This is a genomic window from Streptomyces mutabilis (genome assembly GCF_046628145.1).
In the GTDB taxonomy this organism is placed as follows: Bacteria; Actinomycetota; Actinomycetes; order Streptomycetales; family Streptomycetaceae; genus Streptomyces; species Streptomyces mutabilis.
In genome coordinates this window covers 4,587,243-4,610,711 of the sequence record NZ_CP176874.1, presented here as the reverse complement: position 1 = coordinate 4,610,711, position 23,469 = coordinate 4,587,243, and the positions used below count along the sequence as shown (strand labels likewise).

Annotated in this window: 22 protein-coding genes and 1 tRNA gene; 8 read left to right on the top strand and 15 right to left on the bottom strand. The window is 71.3% G+C overall.

Features of this window, described 5'->3' with window-relative positions; all coding sequences use genetic code 11:
• Positions 1-26: 26 nt before the first annotated feature.
• On the top strand, positions 27-1,292 hold the full coding sequence (locus ACLIN4_RS20805) for an amidohydrolase family protein (protein WP_411576104.1): 1,266 nt from the start codon (positions 27-29) through the stop codon (positions 1,290-1,292).
• A gap of 184 nt (positions 1,293-1,476) precedes the next feature.
• Positions 1,477-2,133 (top strand): NAD(P)H-binding protein, encoded by a 657-nt coding sequence (locus ACLIN4_RS20800; RefSeq protein ID WP_411576103.1) that lies wholly within the window; start codon positions 1,477-1,479, stop codon positions 2,131-2,133.
• Positions 2,134-2,313: 180 nt separating this feature from the next.
• Here ACLIN4_RS20800 and ACLIN4_RS20795 read toward each other — a convergent pair whose 3' ends face one another.
• Positions 2,314-2,532, bottom strand: a complete 219-nt coding sequence (locus ACLIN4_RS20795; protein ID WP_100044843.1) for a hypothetical protein — start codon at positions 2,530-2,532, stop codon at positions 2,314-2,316.
• 104 nt (positions 2,533-2,636) lie between these two features.
• A tRNA-Tyr gene (locus tag ACLIN4_RS20790) sits at positions 2,637-2,718 on the bottom strand.
• Positions 2,719-2,954: 236 nt separating this feature from the next.
• Here ACLIN4_RS20790 and ACLIN4_RS20785 point away from each other — a divergent pair.
• Entirely contained in the window at positions 2,955-3,443 is a 489-nt protein-coding gene (locus ACLIN4_RS20785; RefSeq protein WP_043381130.1) for a YajQ family cyclic di-GMP-binding protein, read from the top strand.
• A 79-nt stretch (positions 3,444-3,522) separates the two neighbouring features.
• Here ACLIN4_RS20785 and ACLIN4_RS20780 read toward each other — a convergent pair whose 3' ends face one another.
• The 13 genes from ACLIN4_RS20780 to ACLIN4_RS20720 form a co-directional block, all read right to left on the bottom strand.
• Positions 3,523-3,789, bottom strand: coding sequence for a GlsB/YeaQ/YmgE family stress response membrane protein (locus ACLIN4_RS20780; protein ID WP_043381134.1), 267 nt, complete (start codon positions 3,787-3,789; stop codon positions 3,523-3,525).
• Positions 3,790-3,998: 209 nt separating this feature from the next.
• A complete protein-coding gene (locus ACLIN4_RS20775; RefSeq protein WP_381911976.1) occupies positions 3,999-4,415 on the bottom strand; it encodes a YccF domain-containing protein in 417 nt (138 codons plus the stop codon).
• A complete protein-coding gene (htpX, locus tag ACLIN4_RS20770; RefSeq protein WP_100048946.1) occupies positions 4,412-5,275 on the bottom strand; it encodes a zinc metalloprotease HtpX in 864 nt (287 codons plus the stop codon). The genes ACLIN4_RS20775 and htpX overlap by 4 nt, the downstream gene beginning before the upstream one ends.
• A gap of 302 nt (positions 5,276-5,577) precedes the next feature.
• On the bottom strand, positions 5,578-7,125 hold the full coding sequence (locus ACLIN4_RS20765) for an NADH-quinone oxidoreductase subunit N (RefSeq protein WP_289906825.1): 1,548 nt from the start codon (positions 7,123-7,125) through the stop codon (positions 5,578-5,580).
• Positions 7,122-8,696: a complex I subunit 4 family protein gene (locus ACLIN4_RS20760; RefSeq protein ID WP_289906827.1), complete on the bottom strand. Its 1,575-nt coding sequence runs from the start codon at positions 8,694-8,696 to the stop codon at positions 7,122-7,124. The genes ACLIN4_RS20765 and ACLIN4_RS20760 overlap by 4 nt, the downstream gene beginning before the upstream one ends.
• Before the next feature lie 6 nt (positions 8,697-8,702).
• A complete protein-coding gene (locus tag ACLIN4_RS20755) occupies positions 8,703-10,697 on the bottom strand; it encodes an NADH-quinone oxidoreductase subunit L (protein ID WP_307652283.1) in 1,995 nt (664 codons plus the stop codon).
• Positions 10,694-11,083, bottom strand: a complete 390-nt coding sequence (gene nuoK / locus ACLIN4_RS20750) for an NADH-quinone oxidoreductase subunit NuoK (protein ID WP_100048950.1) — start codon at positions 11,081-11,083, stop codon at positions 10,694-10,696. The genes ACLIN4_RS20755 and nuoK overlap by 4 nt, the downstream gene beginning before the upstream one ends.
• Positions 11,083-11,781: an NADH-quinone oxidoreductase subunit J gene (locus ACLIN4_RS20745; RefSeq protein ID WP_411576102.1), complete on the bottom strand. Its 699-nt coding sequence runs from the start codon at positions 11,779-11,781 to the stop codon at positions 11,083-11,085. The genes nuoK and ACLIN4_RS20745 overlap by 1 nt, the downstream gene beginning before the upstream one ends.
• Positions 11,778-12,533: a 4Fe-4S binding protein gene (locus ACLIN4_RS20740; RefSeq protein ID WP_381911981.1), complete on the bottom strand. Its 756-nt coding sequence runs from the start codon at positions 12,531-12,533 to the stop codon at positions 11,778-11,780. The genes ACLIN4_RS20745 and ACLIN4_RS20740 overlap by 4 nt, the downstream gene beginning before the upstream one ends.
• Before the next feature lie 2 nt (positions 12,534-12,535).
• On the bottom strand, positions 12,536-13,504 hold the full coding sequence (locus ACLIN4_RS20735) for a complex I subunit 1/NuoH family protein (protein ID WP_100048951.1): 969 nt from the start codon (positions 13,502-13,504) through the stop codon (positions 12,536-12,538).
• Positions 13,501-14,844 carry an NADH-quinone oxidoreductase subunit C gene (locus ACLIN4_RS20730; protein WP_411576101.1) on the bottom strand — a complete coding sequence of 448 codons (1,344 nt, stop codon included), beginning with the start codon at positions 14,842-14,844 and terminating at the stop codon, positions 13,501-13,503. The genes ACLIN4_RS20735 and ACLIN4_RS20730 overlap by 4 nt, the downstream gene beginning before the upstream one ends.
• Positions 14,841-15,509, bottom strand: a complete 669-nt coding sequence (locus ACLIN4_RS20725) for an NADH-quinone oxidoreductase subunit B (RefSeq protein ID WP_179342675.1) — start codon at positions 15,507-15,509, stop codon at positions 14,841-14,843. The genes ACLIN4_RS20730 and ACLIN4_RS20725 overlap by 4 nt, the downstream gene beginning before the upstream one ends.
• Positions 15,500-15,952 (bottom strand): NADH-quinone oxidoreductase subunit A, encoded by a 453-nt coding sequence (locus tag ACLIN4_RS20720; RefSeq protein ID WP_373420344.1) that lies wholly within the window; start codon positions 15,950-15,952, stop codon positions 15,500-15,502. The genes ACLIN4_RS20725 and ACLIN4_RS20720 overlap by 10 nt, the downstream gene beginning before the upstream one ends.
• 271 nt (positions 15,953-16,223) lie before the next feature.
• On the opposite strand from ACLIN4_RS20720, the gene ACLIN4_RS20715 reads away from it, so the two are divergent.
• From ACLIN4_RS20715 to ACLIN4_RS20695, 5 genes are all read left to right on the top strand, one after another.
• The gene (locus tag ACLIN4_RS20715; protein WP_290012784.1) at positions 16,224-17,468 is read left to right on the top strand and encodes a sensor histidine kinase; all 1,245 of its coding nucleotides are present in this window, start codon (positions 16,224-16,226) and stop codon (positions 17,466-17,468) included.
• A 150-nt stretch (positions 17,469-17,618) separates the two neighbouring features.
• Positions 17,619-18,989 carry a sensor histidine kinase gene (locus ACLIN4_RS20710; RefSeq protein WP_289906842.1) on the top strand — a complete coding sequence of 457 codons (1,371 nt, stop codon included), beginning with the start codon at positions 17,619-17,621 and terminating at the stop codon, positions 18,987-18,989.
• A 421-nt stretch (positions 18,990-19,410) separates the two neighbouring features.
• Positions 19,411-20,070 carry a response regulator transcription factor gene (locus ACLIN4_RS20705; protein WP_289907232.1) on the top strand — a complete coding sequence of 220 codons (660 nt, stop codon included), beginning with the start codon at positions 19,411-19,413 and terminating at the stop codon, positions 20,068-20,070.
• Between the two features lie 309 nt (positions 20,071-20,379).
• Positions 20,380-22,308, top strand: coding sequence for a 2-oxoacid:acceptor oxidoreductase subunit alpha (locus ACLIN4_RS20700; protein ID WP_411576100.1), 1,929 nt, complete (start codon positions 20,380-20,382; stop codon positions 22,306-22,308).
• Entirely contained in the window at positions 22,301-23,359 is a 1,059-nt protein-coding gene (locus tag ACLIN4_RS20695; protein WP_290012788.1) for a 2-oxoacid:ferredoxin oxidoreductase subunit beta, read from the top strand. The genes ACLIN4_RS20700 and ACLIN4_RS20695 overlap by 8 nt, the downstream gene beginning before the upstream one ends.
• Positions 23,360-23,469: the final 110 nt, after the last annotated feature.

The window sequence follows — 23,469 nt, the reverse complement described above, 5'->3', positions numbered from 1 at the left end:
CGCAGCCCCGAGCCCAGAGGAGCGCGATGCCCGACAGCCAGCCGCAGCCGTCCCCCTCGCCCTCCCCCTCGGGCTCCGCCGGCCCCGGCACGCTCCTGCTGACCGGGGCACGCCTCACCGACGGCCGGACCGTGGACGTACGCCTGCACGACGGCCGCATCGAGGCGGTCGGCACGGCCGGCAGCCTGGCGTCGGCCCGCGCCTGCGGCCCCGGAACCCGCGTCGACCTCGGCGGCTACCTGCTCCTGCCCGCCCCGGCCGACCCCCACGTCCACGGCGACACCGCGCTGACGGCGGAGACTCCCGGCCCCGCCTCCTGCGACCCGCAGGACGTCCAGCGCCGGGCCACCGAGGCCGCCCTGCTCCAGCTGGGGCACGGGGCGACCGCACTGCGGGCACACGTACGCGTGGGCGACGTAGCGGGACTCGGCTCGCTGACCGGCGTACTGCGGGCCCGGCGCTCGCTGCGCGGGCTGGCCGATCTGACCGCGGTGGCGATGCCGAGAGTGCTGACCGGGGCGGCCGGTGCGGACGGACTGGCGCTGCTGCGGGACGCGGTCAAGATGGGCGCGGACGTGGTGGGCGGGTGTCCGGACCTGGATCCCGATCCGGCGGGGTACGTCGAGGCGGTCCTCGAGGTCGCCGCCGAACACGGCTGCCCTGTCGACCTGCACACGGACGCCGCCGACCCGACACGGCTGGCCCGGCTGGCGGCGATGGCCGGCGGGCTGCGCCCCGGGGTCACCCTGGGCCCCTGCGACGGCCTGGGCCGGCTGCCGTCCGACGTGGCCGCCAGAGCGGCGGAACGCCTCGCGGCGGCCGGGGTGACCGTGGTGTGCCTGCCGCAGGGCCCCTGTGGGGCCGTGGAGGGCCGCGACGGCACGGCTCCGGTACGGCTGCTGCGGGCGGCCGGGGTGCGGGTCACCGCCGGGAGCGGTGCCCTGCGGGACGTGTCCAACCCGGTCGGACGCGGCGACCCCCTGGACGCGGCGTACCTGCTGGCCTCACGCCACGGGCTGCGTCCCGAGGACGCCTACGACGCGGTGAGCACGGCGGCGCGTACGGCCCTGGGCCTGCCCGAGGTACGGGTGGAGGCGGGCTTCCCGGCCGAACTCCTCGCGGTGCGCGGGGACCGGCTGGCAGGGGCGTTGTCCCTCGCGTACAGCCGGATCGTGGTCCACCGGGGGCACGTGGTGGCACGGACCAGTGCGGTACGCGAGTACGGCGACTCGGCGACCGCGACGGACCTGGGGCTGCCGCGGCAGGGGCGTGGGAGGCCTGGGAGGGCCTGACGGGCTGGGGCCGGAGGCCGTTGAGGGGCAAGGGCCGGGGAACGGCAGGTACGGCACAAGCGCCCCGATGCCACGCGTAAACGTGGAAACGTGGAGACGCGCGGACGGGCAGGGGCCGGGCGGCCGTTGGAACGCGGCGCAAGTCGTGCGGCGCGGGCGACCGTCGCGGCGTACGGTCGAAGACATGCGCATTGTCATCGCTGGTGGTCATGGTCAGATCGCGCTGCGGCTGGAGCGGTTGCTCTCCGCGCGCGGAGACGAGGTGGCGGGCATCATCCGCAAGGCCGAGCAGGCCGACGATCTGCGGGCGGCCGGTGCCGAACCGGTCGTCCTGGACCTGGAGTCGGCCTCGGTCGAGGAAGTGGCGGAGCGGCTGCGGGGCGCGGACGCGGCGGTCTTCGCCGCGGGCGCGGGCCCCGGGAGCGGGGCGAACCGCAAGGACACGGTGGACAAGGCGGCGGCGATCCTCTTCGCCGACGCGGCGGTCCGTGCGGGCGTACGGCGCTTCGTGGTCGTGTCCTCCATGGGCGCCGACCCGGAGCACCGGGGCGACGAGATCTTCGACGTGTACCTGCGCGCCAAGGGCGAGGCCGACGCGCACGTGCGTTCGCTGGACGGGCTGGACTGGACGATCCTGCGGCCCGGCCAACTGACGGACGACGCAGGTACCGGGCTGGTCCGTCTGGAGGCACAGACCGGCCGCGGACCCGTGCCGCGCGACGACGTGGCCGCCGTACTGGCGGAGCTGGTCGACACCCCTGCCACGGCCGGCCTGACCCTGGAGCTGATCGCGGGCTCGGCACCGGTGTCGGTGGCGGTGAAGTCGGTGGCCGGGAACTGAGGGTCTGAGGACGCGGTGCCGGCGCGTACGGGTCACGCGAGTGGCCGCGCGTACGGTCACGCCAGTGGCCACGCGCACGGTCACGCCAGTGGCCGCGCGCACGGTCACGCCAGTGGCCGCGCGTACGGTCACGTGGGTGGCCCCGCGTACGGTCGCGCGGTGCCGGCGCCTACCGGTCAGTCAGAACAGGGGCAGTTGCCCGGGGAAGTCGGGAACGACGTACCCGTCCAGGGACGGCTGCACCGCTCCGAGTTGCGCCGGCCGACGCGACCCGGGGCAGGAGACCAGCTCGCCGCTCCCCCGCACGCCGGGCGGGTCGTGACGCGCGTACCGCCCCGCGACGACGGCGATCTCACGACGGCACTCGGGACAGATTCTGCGGCGCGAGGACGGTGGCATGCCCCCAGTCTGCCCGGAACGCGCACACCTCTTCGGCACCGCACATGACGAAGGGCCCCGTGACCTGCTGTTCGGACAGGTCACGGGGCCCTTTCGTTCCCGTGTGGCGGCGCCAGGATTCGAACCTGGGAAGGCTGAGCCGGCAGATTTACAGTCTGCTCCCTTTGGCCGCTCGGGCACACCGCCGGGGTTTGCCGCCCTTCGAACCGCCTTTCGGCGGTGCTCCGTGGCAACGACGTAAACAATACCTGATGTGGAGGGGTGCTTCGCCACCCGATTGATCGCCACCCGGAGGACGGCGGGTGGCTAGGCTTGTCCGGATGCGGCCGGGGACCTCTGCGGAGCTCGGCGGCCGTTGACGCACGCCGGTACGGAGCCGATACGCGGCCCGACACGCACCCAGATACAAGGAGCCACAGGACATGGCCGACTCCAGTTTCGACATCGTCTCGAAGGTCGAGCGGCAGGAGGTCGACAACGCCCTCAACCAGGCCGCCAAGGAGATCTCGCAGCGCTACGACTTCAAGGGCGTGGGCGCCTCGATCTCGTGGTCCGGGGAGAAGATCCTCATGGAGGCCAACTCCGAGGACCGGGTGAATGCCATCCTCGACGTCTTCCAGTCCAAGCTGATCAAGCGCGGCATCTCGCTGAAGGCTCTGGACGCGGGCGAGCCCCAGCTCTCCGGCAAGGAGTACAAGATCTTCGCGTCGATCCAGGAGGGCATCTCCCAGGACAACGCGAAGAAGGTGGCCAAGCTCATCCGTGATGAGGGCCCGAAGGGTGTGAAGGCCCAGGTGCAGGGTGACGAGCTGCGGGTCTCGTCCAAGAGCCGGGACGACCTGCAGACCGTGATCGCCCTGCTGAAGAACCAGGACTTCGACTTCGCGCTGCAGTTCGTGAACTACCGGTGATCTGTTGAGCGGTCGTACCGGGAAGGGCGGGTGCCGACGGTGGGCCCGCCCTTTCGTATGCCCGCGGGTCCGGTCGGCGTCAGTCCCGTGAGTTGCCGAACAGGAGCCGGTAGGCGATCAGCAGCACCAGGGAACCGCCGATCGCAGCCGCCCACGTGGCTCCGTCGTAGAAGTCCTTGCTGACCGGGTGGTCCAGCCAGCGGGCCGATATCCAGCCGCCGATGAACGCGCCCGCGATGCCGATGAGGGTCGTGCCGACGAGCCCTCCCGGGTCGCGGCCCGGCAGCAGGAACTTTGCGATGGCCCCGGCCAACAGTCCCAGGATGATCCAGCTGATGACGGTCATACCCCGACCCTGCTCTCTCTTGCTGTGCCCGCGCTGTCCCTGTGCTGTGGGCTCGTCCTCCGCGCGTGATCGTGTCCTCTTGGAGGGAAGGACGTCGCGAACCCGCCCGGTGGTTTCGGTGATCGGTGGTCATGGGTTCATGGTGCGGGTCGCGACCGACATGCGGACGGGCCTGTGGACAACTCCGCGCCTGTGGACAACGGCGGCTCCTACCAGCCGGACCGCTGTGTGCCGGCGGTGGCCGTGAAGGGCTGGTCCGTCCGTACGATCTCGCGTCCCAGCGGGAGCAGGGAGACCGGGATCAGCTTGAAGTTGGCGATGCCGAGCGGGATGCCGATGATCGTGACGCACAGCGCGATGCCGGTGACGATGTGGCCGATGGCGAGCCACCAGCCGGCGAGGACCAGCCACAGCACGTTGCCGATGCAGGAGGGGGCTCCGGCGTCCCGGCGCTCGACCGCCGTGTACCCGAAGGGCCACAGGGCGTAGACGCCGATGCGGAATGCGGCTATGCCGAACGGGATGCCGATGATCGTGATGCAGAGCAGCGCGCCCGCGACCACGTAGGCGAGGAACAGCCAGAAGCCGCTGAGCACGAGCCAAATGACGTTGAGGATGGTCTTCACTGCTGACGACCTGCCATCTTTTCGAGTCGGGCGATTCGCTCCGCCATCGGCGGATGGGTGGAGAACATCTTCGAGAGGCCCTGCCCGGGGCGGAACGGGTTCGCGATCATCATGTGGCTCGCGGTCTCGATCCGGGGCTCCGGGGGCAGCGGGAGTTGCTTGGTGCCGAGTTCGAGTTTGCGCAGGGCCCCGGCCAGGGCGATCGGGTCTCCGGTGAGCTGGGCGCCGGATGCGTCCGCCTCGTACTCCCTGGAACGGCTGATCGCCAGTTGGATGACGGTGGCGGCGAGCGGACCGAGGAGCATGATGAGGAGCATGCCCAGCAAACCGGGTCCGTCATCGTCGTTGGAGCGGCCGATCGGGATCAGCCAGGCGAAGTTGACCAGGAACATGATCACCGAGGCGAGGGCGCCGGCGACGGAGGAGATGAGGATGTCCCGGTTGTAGACGTGGCTGAGCTCGTGGCCGATGACGCCGCGCAGTTCGCGCTCGTCGAGCAGGCGGAGGATGCCCTCGGTGCAGCACACGGCCGCGTTGCGCGGGTTGCGGCCGGTCGCGAAGGCGTTCGGCGCCTCCGTCGGTGAGATGTACAGGCGGGGCATGGGCTGGCGGGCCTGGGTGGAGAGCTCCCGCACCATGCGGTACAGCGCCGGGGCCTCGAACTCGCTGACCGGGCGGGCTCGCATCGCCCGCAGGGCGAGCTTGTCGCTGTTCCAGTACGCGTACGCGTTCGTGCCCAGGGCGACTAGGACGGCGACGACGAGCCCCGCTCGGCCGAAGAAGCTGCCGATGACGATGATGAGCGCGGACAGTCCCCCGAGGAGTACTGCGGTCCTGAGCCCGTTGTGCCGGCGGTGCACGGTACGCCCTCCAAGTGGTGCAGCAGGGGAACCCTTTGCTTGCTGGTGTCGCTCGCTGTGGTTGCTTCCTGGTCTCCGATGCCACCGGTGCCGTGGCATCACATCCAGTGGACCCTTCCGTACTGGTCAACGCCAGGCGAGGGCGCCCAGTTCCCCGGCGCCCGCGGCGGCGCGCGTGGTCCGTACGGGTGACGGGGGATCGCGGGCGGTACGCGCGCGTGGAGGCCGGGTGCCCGCACACGCGCGCGGCAGCCGTCGGCCCTTCGCGCGCGGCACCGTCGACTGCTCGCGCGCCTGACGGCTCAGAAGAGGCCGGTGTCGGCGAAGCGCAGGATCAGCTGGGGTGCGCCCGAGAGGGCGACGGCGGCGACCGCGGTCACGGTGATCGCGGCTGTGAGGGGGACGGGGAAGCGGTGTCCGGCTGCCCCTTCCTCGGGTGCCCGGAACAGCAGGGCCGTCCACTGGAGGTAGTAGAACAGCGCGATGACGACGTTGACCGCCATGACGACGGCCAGCCAGCCGAGCCCGGCGTCCACGGCCGCGGAGAACACGGTGACCTTGGCGAAGAGGCCGATGATGCCCGGCGGCAGTCCGGCGAGGCAGAGCAGGAAGAAGGCCAGGAGCAGGGCGGTGAGCGGGTTGGACGCGTACAGGCCGCGGTAGTCGGCGACGCGGTTCAGGGCCCGCGTGCGGCCCACCAGCGCGGCCACCGCGAAGGCGCCGAGGTTCACCGCGGCGTACATGAGGGCGTAGGCGACGGTGGAGCCGATCGAGCGTTCCGGTTCGTCGGAGTACGCGGCGGCGGCGATCGGCACCAGGAGGTAGCCGGCCTGCCCGACGGACGACCAGGCGAGCAGGCGTACCGCGCTGTACGCGCGCGTGGCCTGCTGGCGCAGGGCGCCGACGTTCCCGACGGTCATGGTGAGGGCCGCCAGCGCCGCGAGGGCCGGGCCCCAGACGTCGGCGTATGACGGGAGGGCGATGACCGTGACGAGGATCAGGCCGGAGAAGCCGACCGCCTTGCCGATCACGGACAGGTAGGCGGCGATCGGCAGGGGCGCGCCCACATAGGTGTCGGGCACCCAGAAGTGGAAGGGCACGGCGGCCGTCTTGAAGGCGAAGCCGACGAGGGTGAGGACGACGCCGGTCTGGGCGAGCGTGGTGAGCTGTCCGTCCACGTCCTGGATGCGTTCCGCCACCTGGGTGAGGTAGAGGGTGCCGGTGGAGGCGTACACGAAGCTGATGCCCATGAGACTGACCGCGGTCGCGGTGACCGAGGACAGGAAGAACTTCAGGGCCGCTTCGGAGGACCGGCGGTCGCCCTGACGCAGGCCCACGAGGGCGAACGCGGGCAGGGAGGCGACCTCCAAAGCGACGATGAGGGTCGCGAGGTCGCGGGAGGCGGGCAGGAGCGCGGCACCGGCCGCGGAGGAGAGCAGCAGGAACCAGAACTCGCCCTCGGGGAGTCCGCGGTCGGCGTCCTTCACGGCGGTGACCGAGAGCAGGGCGGTCACCAGGGCGCCGCCGAGCACCAGGAACTGGATGGCGAGGGTGAAGGTGTCCGCGGTGTAGCTGCAGACGTCGGCGTCGCCGGTCAGGCAGAACGTCGAGCGGTCGCCGTTCACCAGGGGCAGCAGCATCAGCGCGGAGGCGGCGAGTCCGGCGACCGAGATCCAGCCGAGCAGGGACTTGCGGGCGTCCTTGACGAACAGGTCGGTGACGAGGACGACGAGTCCGACGACCGCCGTGATGGTGGGCGGCGCGATGGCGAGCCAGTCGACGGACTGGACCAGGTTCTGGGCCAGTGGCTGCGACGCGGCCTCGGCGAGCGGCTGGGCCGGGGAGCTCATCGGGTGCCTCCTGAGAGGAGCTGCTGCACGGCCGGGTCGGTCAGCCCGAGGAGGGTCCTGGGCCACAGTCCGGCGACGACGGTGAGGGCGACGAGCGGCGTCCAGGCGGCGAACTCGTAGGTGCGTACGTCGGTGAGCTTCGGGGCTTCGCGCGGTACGGCGCCCATGCAGACGCGGCGGACCACGATCAGCATGTACGCGGCAGTCAGCAGCGTGCCGAACGCGGCGATCGCCATGAAGGTGAGGAAGGCGGGGCGGCTGAGGTCGTCGTGCGGGTCGAAGGCCCCGAACAGGGCCAGCATCTCGCCCCAGAAGCCGGCCAGACCGGGCAGGCCGAGCGAGGCGACCGCTGCGAAGGCGAGGAGGCCGCCGAGGCGCGGGGCCTTGCCGTACAGGGCGGCGCCGGTCTCCTCCGCGAGGGTGTCGAGGTCGGTGGTGCCCGTGCGGTCCTTGAGGGCGCCGACGACGAAGAAGAGCAGGCCGGTGATGAGGCCGTGGGCGATGTTGGCGAACAGGGCGCCGTTCACGCCGGTCGGGGTCATGGTGGCGATGCCGAGCAGGACGAAGCCCATGTGGCCGACGGAGGAGTAGGCGATGAGGCGCTTGAGGTCGCCCTTCGCGCCCTTCTTGGCGAGGGCCAGGCAGGCCAGGGAGCCGTAGATGATGCCGACGACCGCGAAGGCGGCGAGGTACGGCGCGAACGTGTGGAAGCCGTCCGGAGCGACCGGGAGGAGGATGCGGACGAACCCGTACGTACCCATCTTCAGCAGGACGCCGGCCAGCAGGACCGAGCCGACGGTCGGGGCGGCGGTGTGGGCGTCGGGCAACCAGCTGTGCAGCGGCCACATCGGGGTCTTGACCGCGAGCCCGATCCCGATCGCCAATACGGCGATGACCTGCACGGATGTGGTCAGCGACCGGCCGTTGTCAGTGGCGAGTGCCACCATGTCGAATGTGCCCGCCGTGATTCCGATCAGGAGCAGGCCGAGCAGCATGACGACGGAGCCGAGGAGGGTGTAGAGGATGAACTTCCAGGCCGCCCCGGCCCGTCCCTCGCCGCCCCAGCGGGCGATGAGGAAGTACATCGGGATGAGCACCATCTCGAAGGCGAGGAAGAACAGGATCAGGTCGAGGACGGCGAAGGTCGCGAGGGTGCCGGACTCGAGGACGAGCAGCAGTGCGACGAACGCCTTCGGGCTCGGGCCCGACGGCGTCTTGAAGTACGAGTAGAGCGCGCAGAGGAAGGTCAGCAGCGCGGTCAGGACCAGCAGGGGGAGGGAGATGCCGTCGATGCCGAGGTGGATGCGCACGTCGAGTGCGGGGATCCAGCTGATGTCGGTGCTGGCCTGCATCTTCGACGGTTGGTCGTGGTCGAAGCCGAGCACGAGGACGATCGCGGCGATGAGGACGGCGCCGGTGACGGTGACGCCGTGCCGCAGGACGGCCTGGTCGGGGGAGTTCCCCTTCAGCCCGGGCGGGGCCGGAAGGAGAGCGGCGGCGGCGCCGATGAGCGGGCCGACGACGACCAATGCCAGAAGGAACTGCATCACGGACTCGTTGATATCGATCACGCCTGCTCACGCTCCCGTGGCGACGAGGACGGCGGCGACCGCGAGGACGACGGTGCCGGCGAGCAGCGCGCTCACATAGGTCTGCACATTGCCGGTCTGGGCACGGCGTACGGCGGTCCCGAGCACACGCGCCAGCGTGCCCGCCCCCCGTACGTAGGTGTCGACGACCTCTCGGTCGAGGAACCGCACGAGACTCGCGCCGGCCATGACCGGGCGGACGAAGAGGGTCGTGTACACCGCGTCCAGGTGGAAGCCGACGGCCGCGTGCCGGTGCAGCGGGCCCAGCAGGAGCCGTCCGGGGTCCGACGGGTCGGGGGCGTAGGCGATGTCTCCGTAAGCCGGTTCGTGGCTGGCGATGGCCTCGGCCTCCACGAGCGCGGCGTCGCCCTCCGGGTGGGCCGCGACCGCGCCCAGCGGGGGGCGGGCCGCGAGCGCCGTGGTGTGGCGCCAGGCGGCGTAGGTGACGATGCCGCCGACCAGGGCCACGCCCGTGCCGAGCACGGAGGTGGTGAGGGTCGGGGTGAGGTCGTGGCCGTCGAACCAGTCGGGGAGGAGACGGAAGGCGAGCCCGCCGAGAGCGAGTGACGGGATCGCGAGCACCCAGAGCACGGCGTTCATGACCACCGGCTGCCGGCCGTGGTCGGGGGCCTCGGCGCCCCGTCCGCGGAAGGCCAGCAGCCACAGGCGCGTCGCGTACGCGGCGGTGAGCAGGGCGGTGACCAGGCCGGCGAGGAGGACGGTCCAGCCTGCGGCGCCGGGAGCATTCTCGGTGTGGCCGGTGGCGACGTGCTCCGCGACGACGAGGACGGACTCCTTGGAGAAGAAGCCGCTGAAGGGCGGGATCGCGGCGAGGGCGAGCAGCGCCACGGTCATCGTCCAGTAGGCGTCCGGGACGCGGTCGCGCAGGCCCCGCATGCGGGACATGGCGGCCAGCGAGTTGGTGCCGGCGGCGTGGATGATCACGCCGGCGGCGAGGAAGAGCAGCGCCTTGAAGGCGCCGTGGGTGAGGAGGTGGAAGACGGCGGCCCCGCGGTCGCCGGTGGCCAGGGCGCCGGTCATGTAGCCGAGCTGGCCGATGGTCGAGTAGGCGAGGACGCGTTTGATGTCGTCCTGGGCGAGCGCGGCGAGCGCCGAGCCGAGCATCGTGACGGCGGCCATGACGGCGAGGACGACCATCGCGGCCCGTGAGGCCTGGAAGAGCGGAAGGAGCCGGGCGACGAAGTAGACACCGGCGGCGACCATCGTCGCGGCGTGGATGAGCGCGGAGACGGGCGTCGGACCCGCCATCGCGTCGGGAAGCCAGGTGTGCAGCGGGAACTGCGCCGACTTGCCCGCCACACCGGCCAGGAGCAGCAGGGCGATCAGCGTGGGGTGGTCGAGCGAGCCGCTCGCGACCGCGCCGAGGATCTTGGTTATGCGGAAGGAGCCGGCCTCGGTGGCCAGCGCCAGCAGACCGATCAGGAAGGGGACGTCACCGAGCTTGGTCACCAGGAAGGCCTTGAGGGAGGCGGCACGGGCCTCCGAGGTCTCCCAGTAGTGGCCGACCAGGAAGTACGAGCAGATGCCCATGATCTCCCAGCCGACCAGCAGCACCATCAGGTCGCCGGAGTAGACGACGAGGAACATGGCGGAGGTGAAGAGGGAGACGAGAGCGGCGTACGAGGGGTAGCGCGGGTCGTCGCGCAGGTAGCCCGTCGAGTAGATCTGCACGCAGGTGGCGACGCAGCCGACCAGGACGGCGACCAGGGCCGCGAAGCCGTCGATGTGCAGGGCGAGTTCGACGGGGACCGAACCGGTGGGCGTCAGCTCGGTGACGGCGTCGACGGCACGGCCGCCGCCCTGACGGGCCGCCACCAGTACGGCGAGCACGAGCGCCGCCAGGGTCGGCAGCACGGCGAGCGGGCGGACGAAGCCGGGTGCCGAGCGGCCCAGCAGGAGTCCGGCGGCTGCCCCGAGGAACGGGAGGACGGGGACGAGTACGGCGAGGGTGGTCGTGGTCACGCGGTGGCCTCAGCCTTCTCGGCCGGTCCGGTCGCGGAGGCGCCGGTGCCGGGGGCCTCGCCGTCGGGGCCCTCGGCGGTGTCGCGGAGCTTGTCGATGTCGGCGGTGCCGCGGTTGCGGTGGACGGCGAGCACGATCGCCAGACCGATGCCGATCTCGGCGGCCGCGATGGCGATGGTGAACAGGGTCAGGGCCTGGCCGGAGTGCAGGGTCTCCTCGGCGGCCTTGCTGAGCCAGACGTCGAAGGCGACCAGGTTGAGGTTGACGGCGTTGAGCATCAGCTCGACCGACATCAGAACGAGGATCGCGTTGCGGCGGGCGAGGACGCCGTACAGGCCCGTGCAGAACAGGAGGACGGAGAGAACGGCTGGATAGGCGAGGTGCATCAGCGGACACCGCCCTTGCCGGAACCGTTCGGGCCGGTCGGCCGACCGGCTTCGGTCGAGGGGCCGGGCTCGGTCGCGTGGCCGGCTTCGGTCGAGGGGCCGGCTTCGGTCGCGTGGTTCGCCTTGGCCCTGCGGGAGAGGACGATGGCGCCGACCAGGGCGGCGAGGAGGAGGACCGAGAGGGCTTCGAAGGGGAGGACCCAGTTCTGGAACAGACTCGCTCCGGTGACGGCGGTGGAGCCGGCGGCCGGGCCGTCCAGGTCGATCCAGGTGGTGCGGAAGGCGTCGACGACGACCCACACCAGGGCCGCGGCGGCGGCCACGGCCACGGTGAGGGCGGCCCAGCGGTTGCCGGAATCGGCGTCCGGGGAGCGGCCGATGGGTGCTCTGGTGAGCATCAGGCCGAAGAGGATGAGGACCACGACGGCACCGACGTAGATGAGGACCTGTACCCAGGCGATGAACTCGGCGGTGAGGAGGAGGTACTCGACGGCGAGGCCCCCGAGGGCCACCACCAGCCACAGGGCGGCGTGGACCAGCTGCCGGGTGGTGACGGTGACGACGGCGGCACCGAAGGTGACCAGGCCGACGAGGAGGAACGCGATCTCGACGCCGGTCGGGGAGAGGAAGCCGTGCGATTCGGCGGCCGCGGTCGTGGAGTCCGCGGCGAGGTGACCGAGGGTCGCTGCGGGGGTCATTCCCGGCCCTCCTGTTCCGGTCGGTCCGGCTTCGGGCTCGGGTTCGGCTGGTTCTGATCCGGCCTCGAGTGGTCCGTGCGCGGCTGGTCCGTGCGCGGTTGGTCCGTGCGCGGCTGGTCCGTCTGCTGCTTGGAGTCGCCCATCGCGCGGGTGGGCCGTTCCGCTGCGCGGGCCTGGTCGTCGGCGTGCCGCTCGGTGGCCTGGGCCGGCTCCTGTCGGGCCGTCTCCTGCTGGGCCGCCAGTTTGTCGGCGGTCTTGCGGGCCGCGGCGAGTTCCTTCGGCTCCTCCGCGCCGGGATCGAGGGCGGGCGGCGCCGGCACCGTCCACATCCACTCGCGGAGCTTGTCGCGTTCGTGGGTGAGGTCGCGGATGTCGGTCTCGGAGTACTCGAACTCGGGGGACCAGAACAGGGCGTCGAAAGGACAGACCTCGATGCAGATACCGCAGTACATGCACAGCGAGAAGTCGATGGCGAAGCGGTCGAGGACGTTGCGGCTGCGGTCGCGCCCGCCCGGGGTCGCCGCCGGGACCGTCTCCTTGTGGGAGTCGATGTAGATGCACCAGTCCGGGCATTCGCGGGCGCAGAGCATGCAGACCGTGCAGTTCTCCTCGAACAGGCCGATCACGCCGCGCGTGCGGGGCGGGAGTTCGGGCTGGGCGTCCGGGTACTGCTCGGTGACGGTCTTCTTCGTCATCGTGCGGAGGGTGACGGCCAGGCCCTTGGCCAGACCCGAGCCGGGGATGGGGGGCATGGTTACTGGATCACCACCTTGACGATGCCGGTGAGGGCGATCTGGGCGAGGGAGAGCGGGACGAGGAGGGTCCAGGAGAGCCTCTGGAGCTGGTCCTCGCGCAGGCGCGGGTAGGTCACGCGCAGCCAGATCACCACGAAGGCGAGGACGGCCGTCTTCAGCAGGGTCCACACCCAGCCGAGGCCGTCGGCGCCCCAGGGGCCGTGCCAGCCGCCCAGGAACAGGACGGTGGTCAGGCCGCACAGAACGACGATTCCGGCGTACTCGGCGAGGAGGAACAGGGCGAAGCGCAGGCCGGTGTACTCGGTGTACGCGCCGAAGATGATCTCCGAGTCGGCGACCGGCATGTCGAACGGCGGGCGTTGGAGTTCGGCCAGCCCGGCGACGAAGAAGACGATCGCGCCCACGATCTGCCAGGGCAGCCACCACCACTCGAAGGCGTCGAGGATGCCGACGAGCGAGACGGTACCGGCCGCCATGGCCACCGAGGCCGCGGTGAGCAGCATCGGGAGTTCGTAGGCGAGGAGTTGGGCGGCGGTGCGCAGGCCGCCCAGGAGGGAGAACTTGTTGGCGGAGGACCAGCCCGCCATGAGCGAGCCCAGGACGCCCACGCCCATGACGGCGAGTACGAAGAAGATGCCCGCGTCGACGACCTGGCCGACCGCGCCCTCTCCGGGGCCGATGGGGATGGCCAGGAGGACCAGGAGGTACGGCAGCAGGGCCACGGCGGGGGCGAGTTGGAAGATGCGGCGGTCGGCGTCGGCCGGGACCACGTCCTCCTTCTGCGCGAACTTGACGCCGTCGGCGACGAGCTGGGCCCAGCCGTGGAAGCCGCCGGCGTACATCGGGCCGAGGCGGCCCTGCATGTGGGCCATCACCTTGTGCTCGGTCTGGCCGACGATCAGGGGGAAGGCGAGGAAGACGGCGAAGACGATCAGGAGGCGCAGGGTGACGTCGAGTGCGTCGTTCACTGCGGGCCTCCTGGGGGAGTCGGGCGGTTCTGATTCCGGGGCCGGTCCTGGTTCTCGTTCCGGTCCTGGTTCTCGTTGTTCTGCGAGTCCTGGGGGTCGTCGGAGTTCTGCGGCTCGTCCGAGGCGTTGGGCTCGTCCGAGGCGTTGGGCTCATCCGAGGTGCTGTCCGGTCGCCGTTCCGCGCCGTCGCCCGGCTCGGGCTCGGCGTTGTCGAAGGCAGGGCGGGCGTGGTGCCACGGGGCGTCCGGGCTGCGTGGGGTCGCGGGGGCCGTCGGCTTCGGGGCCGGGGCCGGTGCCTCGAGCCCCGGGGACGTGCCCGTGGGGTCGTCGGCGGGGCCGGGAGCCCGCGTGTCCGTGCCCGTGTCCCCCGTGCGGGCGTCGGAGGCGGCTCGCTGCGACGCCGAGCCCTCACCGGCGGTGCGCGCGCGTCGCGTCGGGGCGGCCGGTCCGGCGGCGGCCTGCCCGGTTCCCGTGCGCGCGTCGGTCTCCGTGGTGGGCTCGGCTTCCGGCGCGCCCGTCCGCTGGGACGCGGAACCCTCGCTCGCGCTGCGCGCCCGCCGGGGCGCCGGGGCGGCCTGACTGGCCGAGCCCTCCGCCGCCGTACGGGAACGACGAGGAGTCACCGGCGCGTCACCGCCGGACGCCGACTGACTGGCCGAGCCCTCCGCAGCCGTACGGGCACGGCGGACCGGGCGGTCACCCGCCGCGCGGGCCGGACGCTCCCCCGCCGCACGTCCCGCTCCTCGCGCGGGTCGGGCCGGAGCGGGAGGCAGCTGGCCCTTCAGCGGGCCCCACTCGTTGGGATCGGGGACGCCCGGCGGCAGCATCTGCCGGCGACGCGGACCGCCGTGGTCCGACTCACCGGGCTCCTTGGCCCCCGGCCAGGCCTTCGCGACGCGGGCGGCGAGGACGAAGTCCTTCCGCAGGGGATGGCCCTCGAAGCCCTCGGGCAGGAGCAGGTGGTCCAGCGCGGGGTGGTCCTCGAAGGCGACGCCGAACATCTCGTGGGTCTCGCGTTCGTGCCAGGCCGCGCCCGCGTAGACCGTGACGGCACTGGGCAGGACCGGGGACCCGTGCGGGACCGTCGTGCGCAGCAGCAGCCGGCGTACGGGTCCCAGCGCCACCACGTGAGCCGAGACGAGGAAGCCCGTGCCCGGTTCGTCGACCGCGCTCAGCCAGTCGAAGTAGGTGCAGCCCAGCCGGTCCCGCGCGGTCTCCAGCGCGGAGATCCAGGTCGACGGCGGCACGTCCACGGTCAGGACGTCGTACGACTCCTCGGCCGTGGCCTGTGTGCCGAAGAGTTCCGTGGCGTCGGCGGGCAGCCAGCCGACGGCGGTCATCGGGCCTCCCTCGACGAGTCCGAACCAGTTCCCGTTCCCGTTCCCGTGCCCGTACCGGCGTCCGACCCCGGCGGCCGTACCAGGCCGCTCTGCAGCGCGGCCGCCGACGGCCGGTGCGAGGTGCCGTACCGCTCCCCCAGTGACTCCCGCGCGATCTTCTCCTGGAGCTTGAGGATGCCCTGGAGCAGCGCCTCGGGGCGGGGCGGGCACCCGGGGACGTAGACGTCGACGGGGATGATCTGGTCGACGCCCTTCGTCACGGAGTAGGAGTCCCAGTAGGGGCCGCCGCAGTTGGAGCAGGCGCCGAAGGAGATGACGTACTTCGGCTCGGGCATCTGCTCGTACAGGCGCTTGACGGCCGGCGCCATCTTGTCGGTCACCGTGCCGGACACCACCATCAGGTCGGCCTGGCGGGGGCCCGGCGCGAAGGGGATGACGCCGAGCCGGATGAAGTCGTGGCGGGCCATCGACGCGGCGATGAACTCGATGGCGCAGCAGGCGAGGCCGAAGTTGAAGACCCAGAGGGAGTACCGGCGGCCCCAGTTCAGGACGACCTTCATCGGCTCGGGGGCGAGGCGTGCGAGGGCACCGAGCCGCTTGGGCTCGGGGAGCGGCACGGGCTCGGCAGGATTCCCGGCGGGATTCTCGGCAGGGTTCACGTCCATGACAGGACGCCCTTCTTGTATGCGTAGAGCAGGCCCACGGCGAGGAAGCCGAGGAAGACGAACATCTCCACGAGGGTCGTCGCTCCGTAACCAGGATCGGCGAAGACCGTCGCCCAGGGGAAGAGGAAGATCGAGTCGACCGCGAAGATGACGTAGAGGAACGCGTAGACGTAGTAGCGGACCTGCGTGTGGGCCCAGCCCTCGCCGACGGGATCGACGCCGCACTCGTACGTCAGCAGCTTCTCGGGCGTCGGGACCACGGGCCGCAGCAGGCGCCCGGCTCCGAAGGCGACGGCGACGAAGAGCACGCCGACGACGGCGAGCAACCCGACGACCGAGTAGGACTGGAAGTAGTCCGCCGCTAGGCCGACGGTCGCGTCGGCGACGCTGGTGTCGGCGACGGTGGCGTGGGGGGCGGTGGCGTGGATGGCGGTGGCGTGGATGGCGGTCTCCACGGGCACATCGCCGGCGGTCACGGCACCGGCGGTCGGTTCCGGCACGTCCGTCCTCGCTCCCTGCGCTTCCCGCGCTCCCGGTCGTGAACGCCGCTGTTCGACGATCTGTACGCACGGGAGTCTAGGGCCTGATAAAGAGACGGTAAGCAGCCCGTCACACCTTGGGACACGAGTGGGCTTCGGGGGTGGGGTTTTCCTCAGTGCATCCTGGCGGTCCACCTCATGGCGCGGCGTCGCGCCGCACGGCACGCTGACTCGTATGACCGAACGCCTCTCGACAACGACCCCGCGGGGGACCGCCGGCGCCGCGGCCGGTGACCGCCCGCCTCCGGCCCGTTTCGCCTACGACCGGCACACCTGGATGGAGATCGCCCACCTGCTGGCGAACTTCCCGGCGTCGCTGCTCGGATTCGTCTACGTCGTGACGATGCTCTCCATCGGGGTCGGGTTGACGGTCACGGTGATCGGGTTCCCGCTGCTGGCCGCGGGGCTGATGGGTGCGCGACAGCTGGGCAGGCTGGAGCGGGCCCGGGCCCGGGCCCTGCTCGGGGTGCGGGTGGACGAGCCGAGCCGGCTGCCGATGCGCGGCGGGGGCGGGTTCTTCCCCCGGTTGTGGATGGCGCTGAAGGACCCGGTGGGCTGGCGCACCGTCCTGTACGACTTCATACGGCTGCCCTGGGGCATCCTCACCTTCGTCGTCACGCTGACGTCGCTGTTCGTGCTGTGGCCGGTGCTGCCGTTCATCGCGCGGGGCCTGGCCAACGCGGACCGGGCGATGGTGCGCGGGCTGCTGTCCCCCTCCGACGAGCTGGAGCGGCGGATCGCCGAGCTGGAGTCGGACCGGGGGATCGTGGTGGACACGGCCGCGGCCGACCTGCGGCGCATCGAGCGCGACCTGCACGACGGGGCCCAGGCCCGCCTGGTCAACCTGGCCATGGGGCTGGGCCTGGCGAAGGAGAAGCTGCTGGAGGACCCCGACGCGGCGGCGGCCATGGTCGACGAGGCGCACGGCGAGGTGAAGCTGGCCCTCCAGGAGCTGCGGGACCTGGCCCGGGGCATCCACCCCGCGGTCCTGACCGACCGCGGCCTGGACGCGGCACTCTCCTCGGTCGCCTCACGCTGCACCGTGCCGGTCAGGGTGACCGTCGACCTCTCGGAGCGTCCGGCCGCGGCCATCGAGGGCATCGCCTACTTCACCGTCTCGGAGCTGCTGCAGAACGTCAGCAAGCACAGCCGGGCGAAGTCCGCCTCCGTGGAGGTGTGGCGGTCCTCGGACCGGCTGCTCATACAGGTGGGCGACGACGGCCGCGGGGGCGCGCGCCTCGACGGCGGTACGGGGATGAAGGGCCTGGCCGACCGGCTGACCTCGGTCGACGGTCTCTTCGTCGTCGACTCGCCGGAGGGCGGCCCGACGACGGTCACCGCCGAGCTGCCGTGGCGCGACCGCACCAACGCCGACACCGACGCCACCGCGCGCGCTTCCGGCGCCGCCCGCAGGCGCTGAAGGGGCGCGGCACAGGGGCCGGCACGTGCCCCGGAGGTGGGGAAAACCCCCCTCTCGAGACGCCGACGGGCTCCATGGTTCGCGGGCGTGCGGTCGAGGAGGGTGGAGTTACGACAGCACAGCCGTAGGACGAGGAGAAGGACGGCACCGATGGCCACGGATTACGGACACAGTTACGGGTTCGGGAGCGGGTCCGGCTTTCCCGAGGACACCGCCGAGCGGCGCCACCGGCTGCCGGCGGGGCTGCGGGCGCCGTTCGAGGCGCGCAGCTGGCGGGAGTTCGGCTATGTGCTGTTGAGCCTGCCGATCGGCATACTCCTCTTCACCTACGCCGTCACGATGGTGTCGCTGGGGGCGGGCCTGCTGGTGACGTTCCTGGGAGTGCCGGTGCTGGCGGCGGCGCTCGCCGGCCTGCGGGGGTTCGGCGCGATGGAGCGGGCGCGGGCCCGAGCCCTGCTGGGCCTGCGGGTGTCCGACCCGGAGCCGCTGCGGATGAAGAAGCAGGGCGCGATGGGCTGGATAGGGGCCGTCCTGAAGAGCGGCGTGTCCTGGCGGAGCCTGCTGTACGCGGTGCTGCAGTTCCCGTGGTCGGTGTTCTCGTTCGTCGTCGCCGTGAACGTCTGGGCGTTCGGGTGGGCCATGCTGACGTACCCGTTGTGGTTCTGGGTGTTCCCGATGTACGCCGGTCAGGACGGGCTCCAGCTCTACGGTGACGAGACACACCGGATCTACCTGGACAACCCGTTCGAGATCACCATGACCGCGCTGGTCGGCCTGCTGTTCACGCTGGCGACGCCGTGGATCGTCCGGGCACTGACGACGGTGGACCGGGTGATGGTGCACGGGCTGCTCGGACCGTCGCGGCTGGCCACCCGGGTGGTCGAGCTGGAGTCGGACCGCGGGGTCGTGGTCGACACGGCCGCGGCCGACCTGCGGCGCATCGAGCGCGACCTGCACGACGGGGCCCAGGCCCGCCTGGTCAACCTGGCCATGGATCTCGGGCTGGCCAAGGAGAAGCTGAAGGAGGACCCGCGGGCGGCGGCCGTCATGGTGGACGAGGCGCACGGCGAGGTGAAGACGGCGCTCCAGGAGCTGCGGGACCTGGCCCGGGGCATCCACCCCGCGGTCCTGACCGACCGCGGCCTGGACGCGGCGCTCTCCTCGGTCGCCTCGCGCTGCACCGTGCCGGTCAGGGTGGAGGTGGACCTGACGGAGCGGCCGGCGTCGGCGATCGAGGGCATCGCCTACTTCACCGTCTCGGAACTGCTGCAGAACGTCAGCAAGCACGCGCGGGCCACGGCGGCCTTCGTGGAGGTCTGGCGCGTGGAGAACCGGTTGATGCTCCAGGTCGTGGACAACGGCGTGGGCGGCGCGGACGTGTCGGCCGGGTCGGGGCTGGCCGGCCTGGCGGAACGGCTCGACGCCGTGGACGGGATCCTCGTGGTGGACTCGCCGGCCGGAGGCCCGACACGGGTGACGGCGGAACTGCCCTGGCGGAGCGAGCCGGTGACCGGCCACTGAATCGAGCCGGTGACCGGTGACCGGCCACTGGAACGCTCCGCGCGCCGCCCGGCACCGCACGTGCCGGGCGGCGCGCGGAGCCGTGTGGGGCGGGGCCGGGCGAGGCTGTGCCGGGCGGTGCGGTACGCGGGTGTGCCGGGCGGTGCGGTACGCGGGTGTGCCGGGCGGTGCGGTACGCGGGTGTGCCGGGCGGTACCGGACTGTGCCGGGCAGTGAGGGCATGATCGGAAACCGGCCGCCGGGCAGCCGGACCCCGCCCACCACCCGGCGCTTCCTCGCCCTCTTCCCGTTGCCCGAACGCATTCGGCCTCCGATGCTGGAATGCTGGTCCTGTCACACGGACGGGTTCGTGGACGCGGCGTGGGCCGCGCGGGCCGTGCGGTGGACGGGCTGTGGGGGGCCGAGGATCGTGGAGGACAGGGTGCGGGTGGTCATCGCCGAGGATTCAGTGCTGCTCAGAGAGGGGCTGACCCGGTTGCTGACCGACCGGGGGCACGAGGTCGTGGCCGGTGTCGGCGACGGTGACGCATTGATCAAGACCATTACCGAGCTGGACGCGCAGGGCGAGCTGCCGGACGTCGTGGTGGCGGACGTACGGATGCCGCCGACACACACCGACGAGGGCGTGCGCGCCTCGGTCCAGCTGCGCAAGGCACACCCCGGTCTCGGCGTGCTGGTGCTGTCCCAGTACGTGGAGGAGCGCTACGCGACGGAGCTGCTGGCCGGTTCCAGCCGGGGCGTCGGCTATCTGCTCAAGGACCGGGTGGCCGAGGTGCGGGAGTTCGTGGACGCGGTGGTCCGGGTGGCCGGGGGCGGTACAGCGCTGGACCCGGAGGTCGTCGCGCAGCTGCTCGGGCGCAGCCGCAAGCAGGACGTGCTCGCCGGGCTCACCCCGCGGGAGCGGGAGGTCCTGGGGCTCATGGCCGAGGGCCGGACGAACTCGGCGATCGCCAGGCAGCTGGTGGTGAGCGACGGGGCGGTGGAGAAGCACGTCAGCAACATCTTCCTGAAGCTGGGGCTGTCCCCGAGCGACGGTGATCACCGGCGGGTGCTCGCCGTCCTCACGTATCTCAATTCCTGACACCGGTCTCAATCCCTCACACCGGTCTCAATTCCTGACACAGGCAGCCCACGCCTCGGAAGCACCGGCCGGGCCGCCGACCCGGCCGGTCATCCGATGGAATGAGAAACCGAAGCACGGACCGGGAGCGTCCTCACAGGCGCCGGAGGGCAGGAAAACCGTGGGATATCGGGGTGGCGGGCCATCTCGTGGTCGTGTCCATCATGCGAATGTCCACCGGAAGTGAAGCCCCGCGGACGTAGGGTTGATCCTGGGATGGTCGGTGGGAGACCACTGGCCGGACAGCCGCCTCGAGGGAGGTCCAGTTCAGTGACCAGCCAGGTCAGCAGCCCAGCGGAGCAGGCCGACGGAACCGTCGTAGGAGAGCAGCGCAAACCGGCCGGGGCGAAGGATGTCCGCCGGCTGAACCGGGTGATCATCCGGTTCGCGGGAGACTCGGGTGACGGTATGCAGCTCACCGGTGACCGTTTCACCTCGGAGACCGCGTCGTTCGGCAATGACTTGTCGACGCTGCCGAACTTCCCGGCCGAGATCCGGGCGCCCGCCGGCACACTGCCGGGTGTCTCGTCCTTCCAGCTGCACTTCGCCGACCACGACATCCTCACCCCCGGTGACGCCCCGAACGTGCTGGTGGCGATGAACCCGGCGGCGCTGAAGGCGAACATCGGCGACATGCCCCGCGGTGCGGAGATCATCGTCAACACGGACGAGTTCACCAAGCGGGCCATGCAGAAGGTGGGATACGAGACCTCGCCGCTGGAGGACGGTTCCCTCGACGGTTACCACCTGCATCCGGTGCCGCTGACGACGCTGACCGTCGAGGCGCTCAAGGAGTTCGACCTCACCCGCAAGGAGGCCGAGCGCAGCAAGAACATGTTCGCGCTCGGGCTGCTGAGCTGGATGTACCACCGGCCCACGGAGGGCACGGAGAAGTTCCTGAAGTCGAAGTTCGCGAAGAAGCCGGACATCGCGGCGGCGAACATCGCCGCGTACCGGGCGGGCTGGAACTTCGGCGAGACCACGGAGGACTTCGCGGTCTCCTACGAGGTAGCGCCGGCGGCGAAGGCGTTCCCGCCGGGCACCTACCGCAACATCTCCGGGAACCTGGCCCTGTCCTACGGCCTGATCGCCGCCTCCCGCCAGGCCGACCTGCCGCTGTTCCTCGGTTCGTACCCGATCACGCCGGCCTCCGACATCCTGCACGAGCTGAGCCGGCACAAGAACTTCGGTGTGCGCACCTTCCAGGCCGAGGACGAGATCGCGGGGATCGGGGCGGCCCTGGGCGCGGCGTTCGGCGGTTCGCTGGCCGTGACGACGACGTCGGGCCCGGGTGTGGCGCTCAAGAGCGAGACGATCGGGCTCGCGGTCTCGCTGGAGCTGCCGCTGCTGGTCGTGGACATCCAGCGCGGCGGCCCGTCCACCGGCCTGCCCACCAAGACCGAGCAGGCCGACCTGTTGCAGGCGATGTACGGGCGCAACGGCGAGGCGCCGGTCCCGGTCGTCGCCCCCCGCACCCCGGCCGACTGCTTCGACGCCGCCCTGGAGGCCGCGCGGATCGCGCTGACCTACCGCACCCCGGTCTTCCTGCTGTCCGACGGCTACCTGGCCAACGGCAGCGAGCCGTGGCGCATCCCGGAGGCCGGCGAACTGTCGGACCTGACGGTGCAGTTCGCGCAAGGGCCGAACCACACGCTGGACGACGGCACCGAGGTCTTCTGGCCGTACAAGCGTGACCCGCACACCCTCGCCCGCCCCTGGGCCGTACCGGGCACGCCGGGCCTGGAGCACCGGATCGGGGGGATCGAGAAGCAGGACGGCACCGGGAACATCTCGTACGACCCGGCCAACCACGACTTCATGGTCCGCACCCGCCAGGCCAAGATCGACGGCATCACCGTCCCGGACATCGAGGTCGACGACCCGGACGGGGCGAAGACCCTGGTGCTCGGCTGGGGATCCACCTACGGGCCGATCACCGCGGCCGTGCGCCGGCTGCGCGCGGCCGGGGACGCGATCGCGCAGGCCCACCTGCGTCACCTCAATCCCTTCCCGCACAACCTCGGCGACGTGCTCAAGAAGTACGACAAGGTGGTGGTCCCCGAGATGAACCTCGGACAGCTCGCCACCCTCGTCCGGGCGAAGTACCTGGTCGACGCCGAGTCGTACAACCAGGTCAACGGCATGCCGTTCAAGGCGGAACAGCTCGCCACCGTCCTGAAGGAGACCATCGATGGCTGACGCCAACGCGCTGCTCCAGCTCGTGCCCAGGGCCGAGGGCAAGCAGTCCATGAAGGACTTCAAGTCCGATCAGGAAGTGCGCTGGTGCCCCGGCTGCGGTGACTACGCCATCCTCGCCGCCGTGCAGGGCTTCATGCCCCAGCTCGGCCTGGCGAAGGAGAACATCGTCTTCGTCTCCGGCATCGGCTGCTCCTCCCGCTTCCCGTACTACATGAACACCTACGGGATGCACTCCATCCACGGCCGCGCCCCCGCGATCGCCACCGGCCTCGCCGCCTCCCGCCGCGACCTGTCCGTCTGGGTCGTCACCGGCGACGGCGACGCCCTGTCCATCGGCGGCAACCACCTCATCCACGCCCTGCGCCGCAACGTCAACCTCAAGATCCTCCTCTTCAACAACCGGATCTACGGCCTGACGAAGGGGCAGTACTCCCCCACCTCCGAGGTCGGCAAGATCACCAAGTCGACGCCGATGGGATCGCTGGACGCCCCCTTCAACCCGGTCTCCCTCGCCCTCGGCGCCGAGGCGTCCTTCGTCGCCCGGACCGTGGACTCGGACCGCAAGCACCTCACCGAGGTCCTGCGCCAGGCCGCCGACCACCCGGGCACGGCCCTGGTCGAGATCTACCAGAACTGCAACATCTTCAACGACGGCGCCTTCGACGCCCTCAAGGACAAGCAGCAGGCCGAGGAAGCGGTGATCCGCCTGGAGCACGGGCAGCCGATCCGCTTCGGCGCCGACGGCGCGAAGGGCGTCGTGCGGGACGCGGGAACCGGTGACCTGAAGGTCGTCACCGTCACCCCGGACAACGAGGCGGACATCCTGGTCCACGACGCGCACGCCGCCTCCCCCACCACGGCCTTCGCCCTGTCCCGGCTCGCCGACCCCGACACCCTGCACCACACCCCCATCGGGGTCCTGCGGTCCGTCGACCGGCCCGTCTACGACACCCTCATGGCCGGCCAGCTCGACACCGCGATCGAACAGAACGGCAAGGGCGACCTGGCCGCGCTGTTCGCCGGCGGAGACACCTGGACCGTCGTCGGCTGAGGCCGAGACTGAGGCTGAGTCCGGCCGTGGTGCACGGCGTACGGAAGGGGCCCGGGCGTTCTGCCCGGGCCCCTTCCGTACGTCCGCCCTGATGGAGACCTGCGACTTAC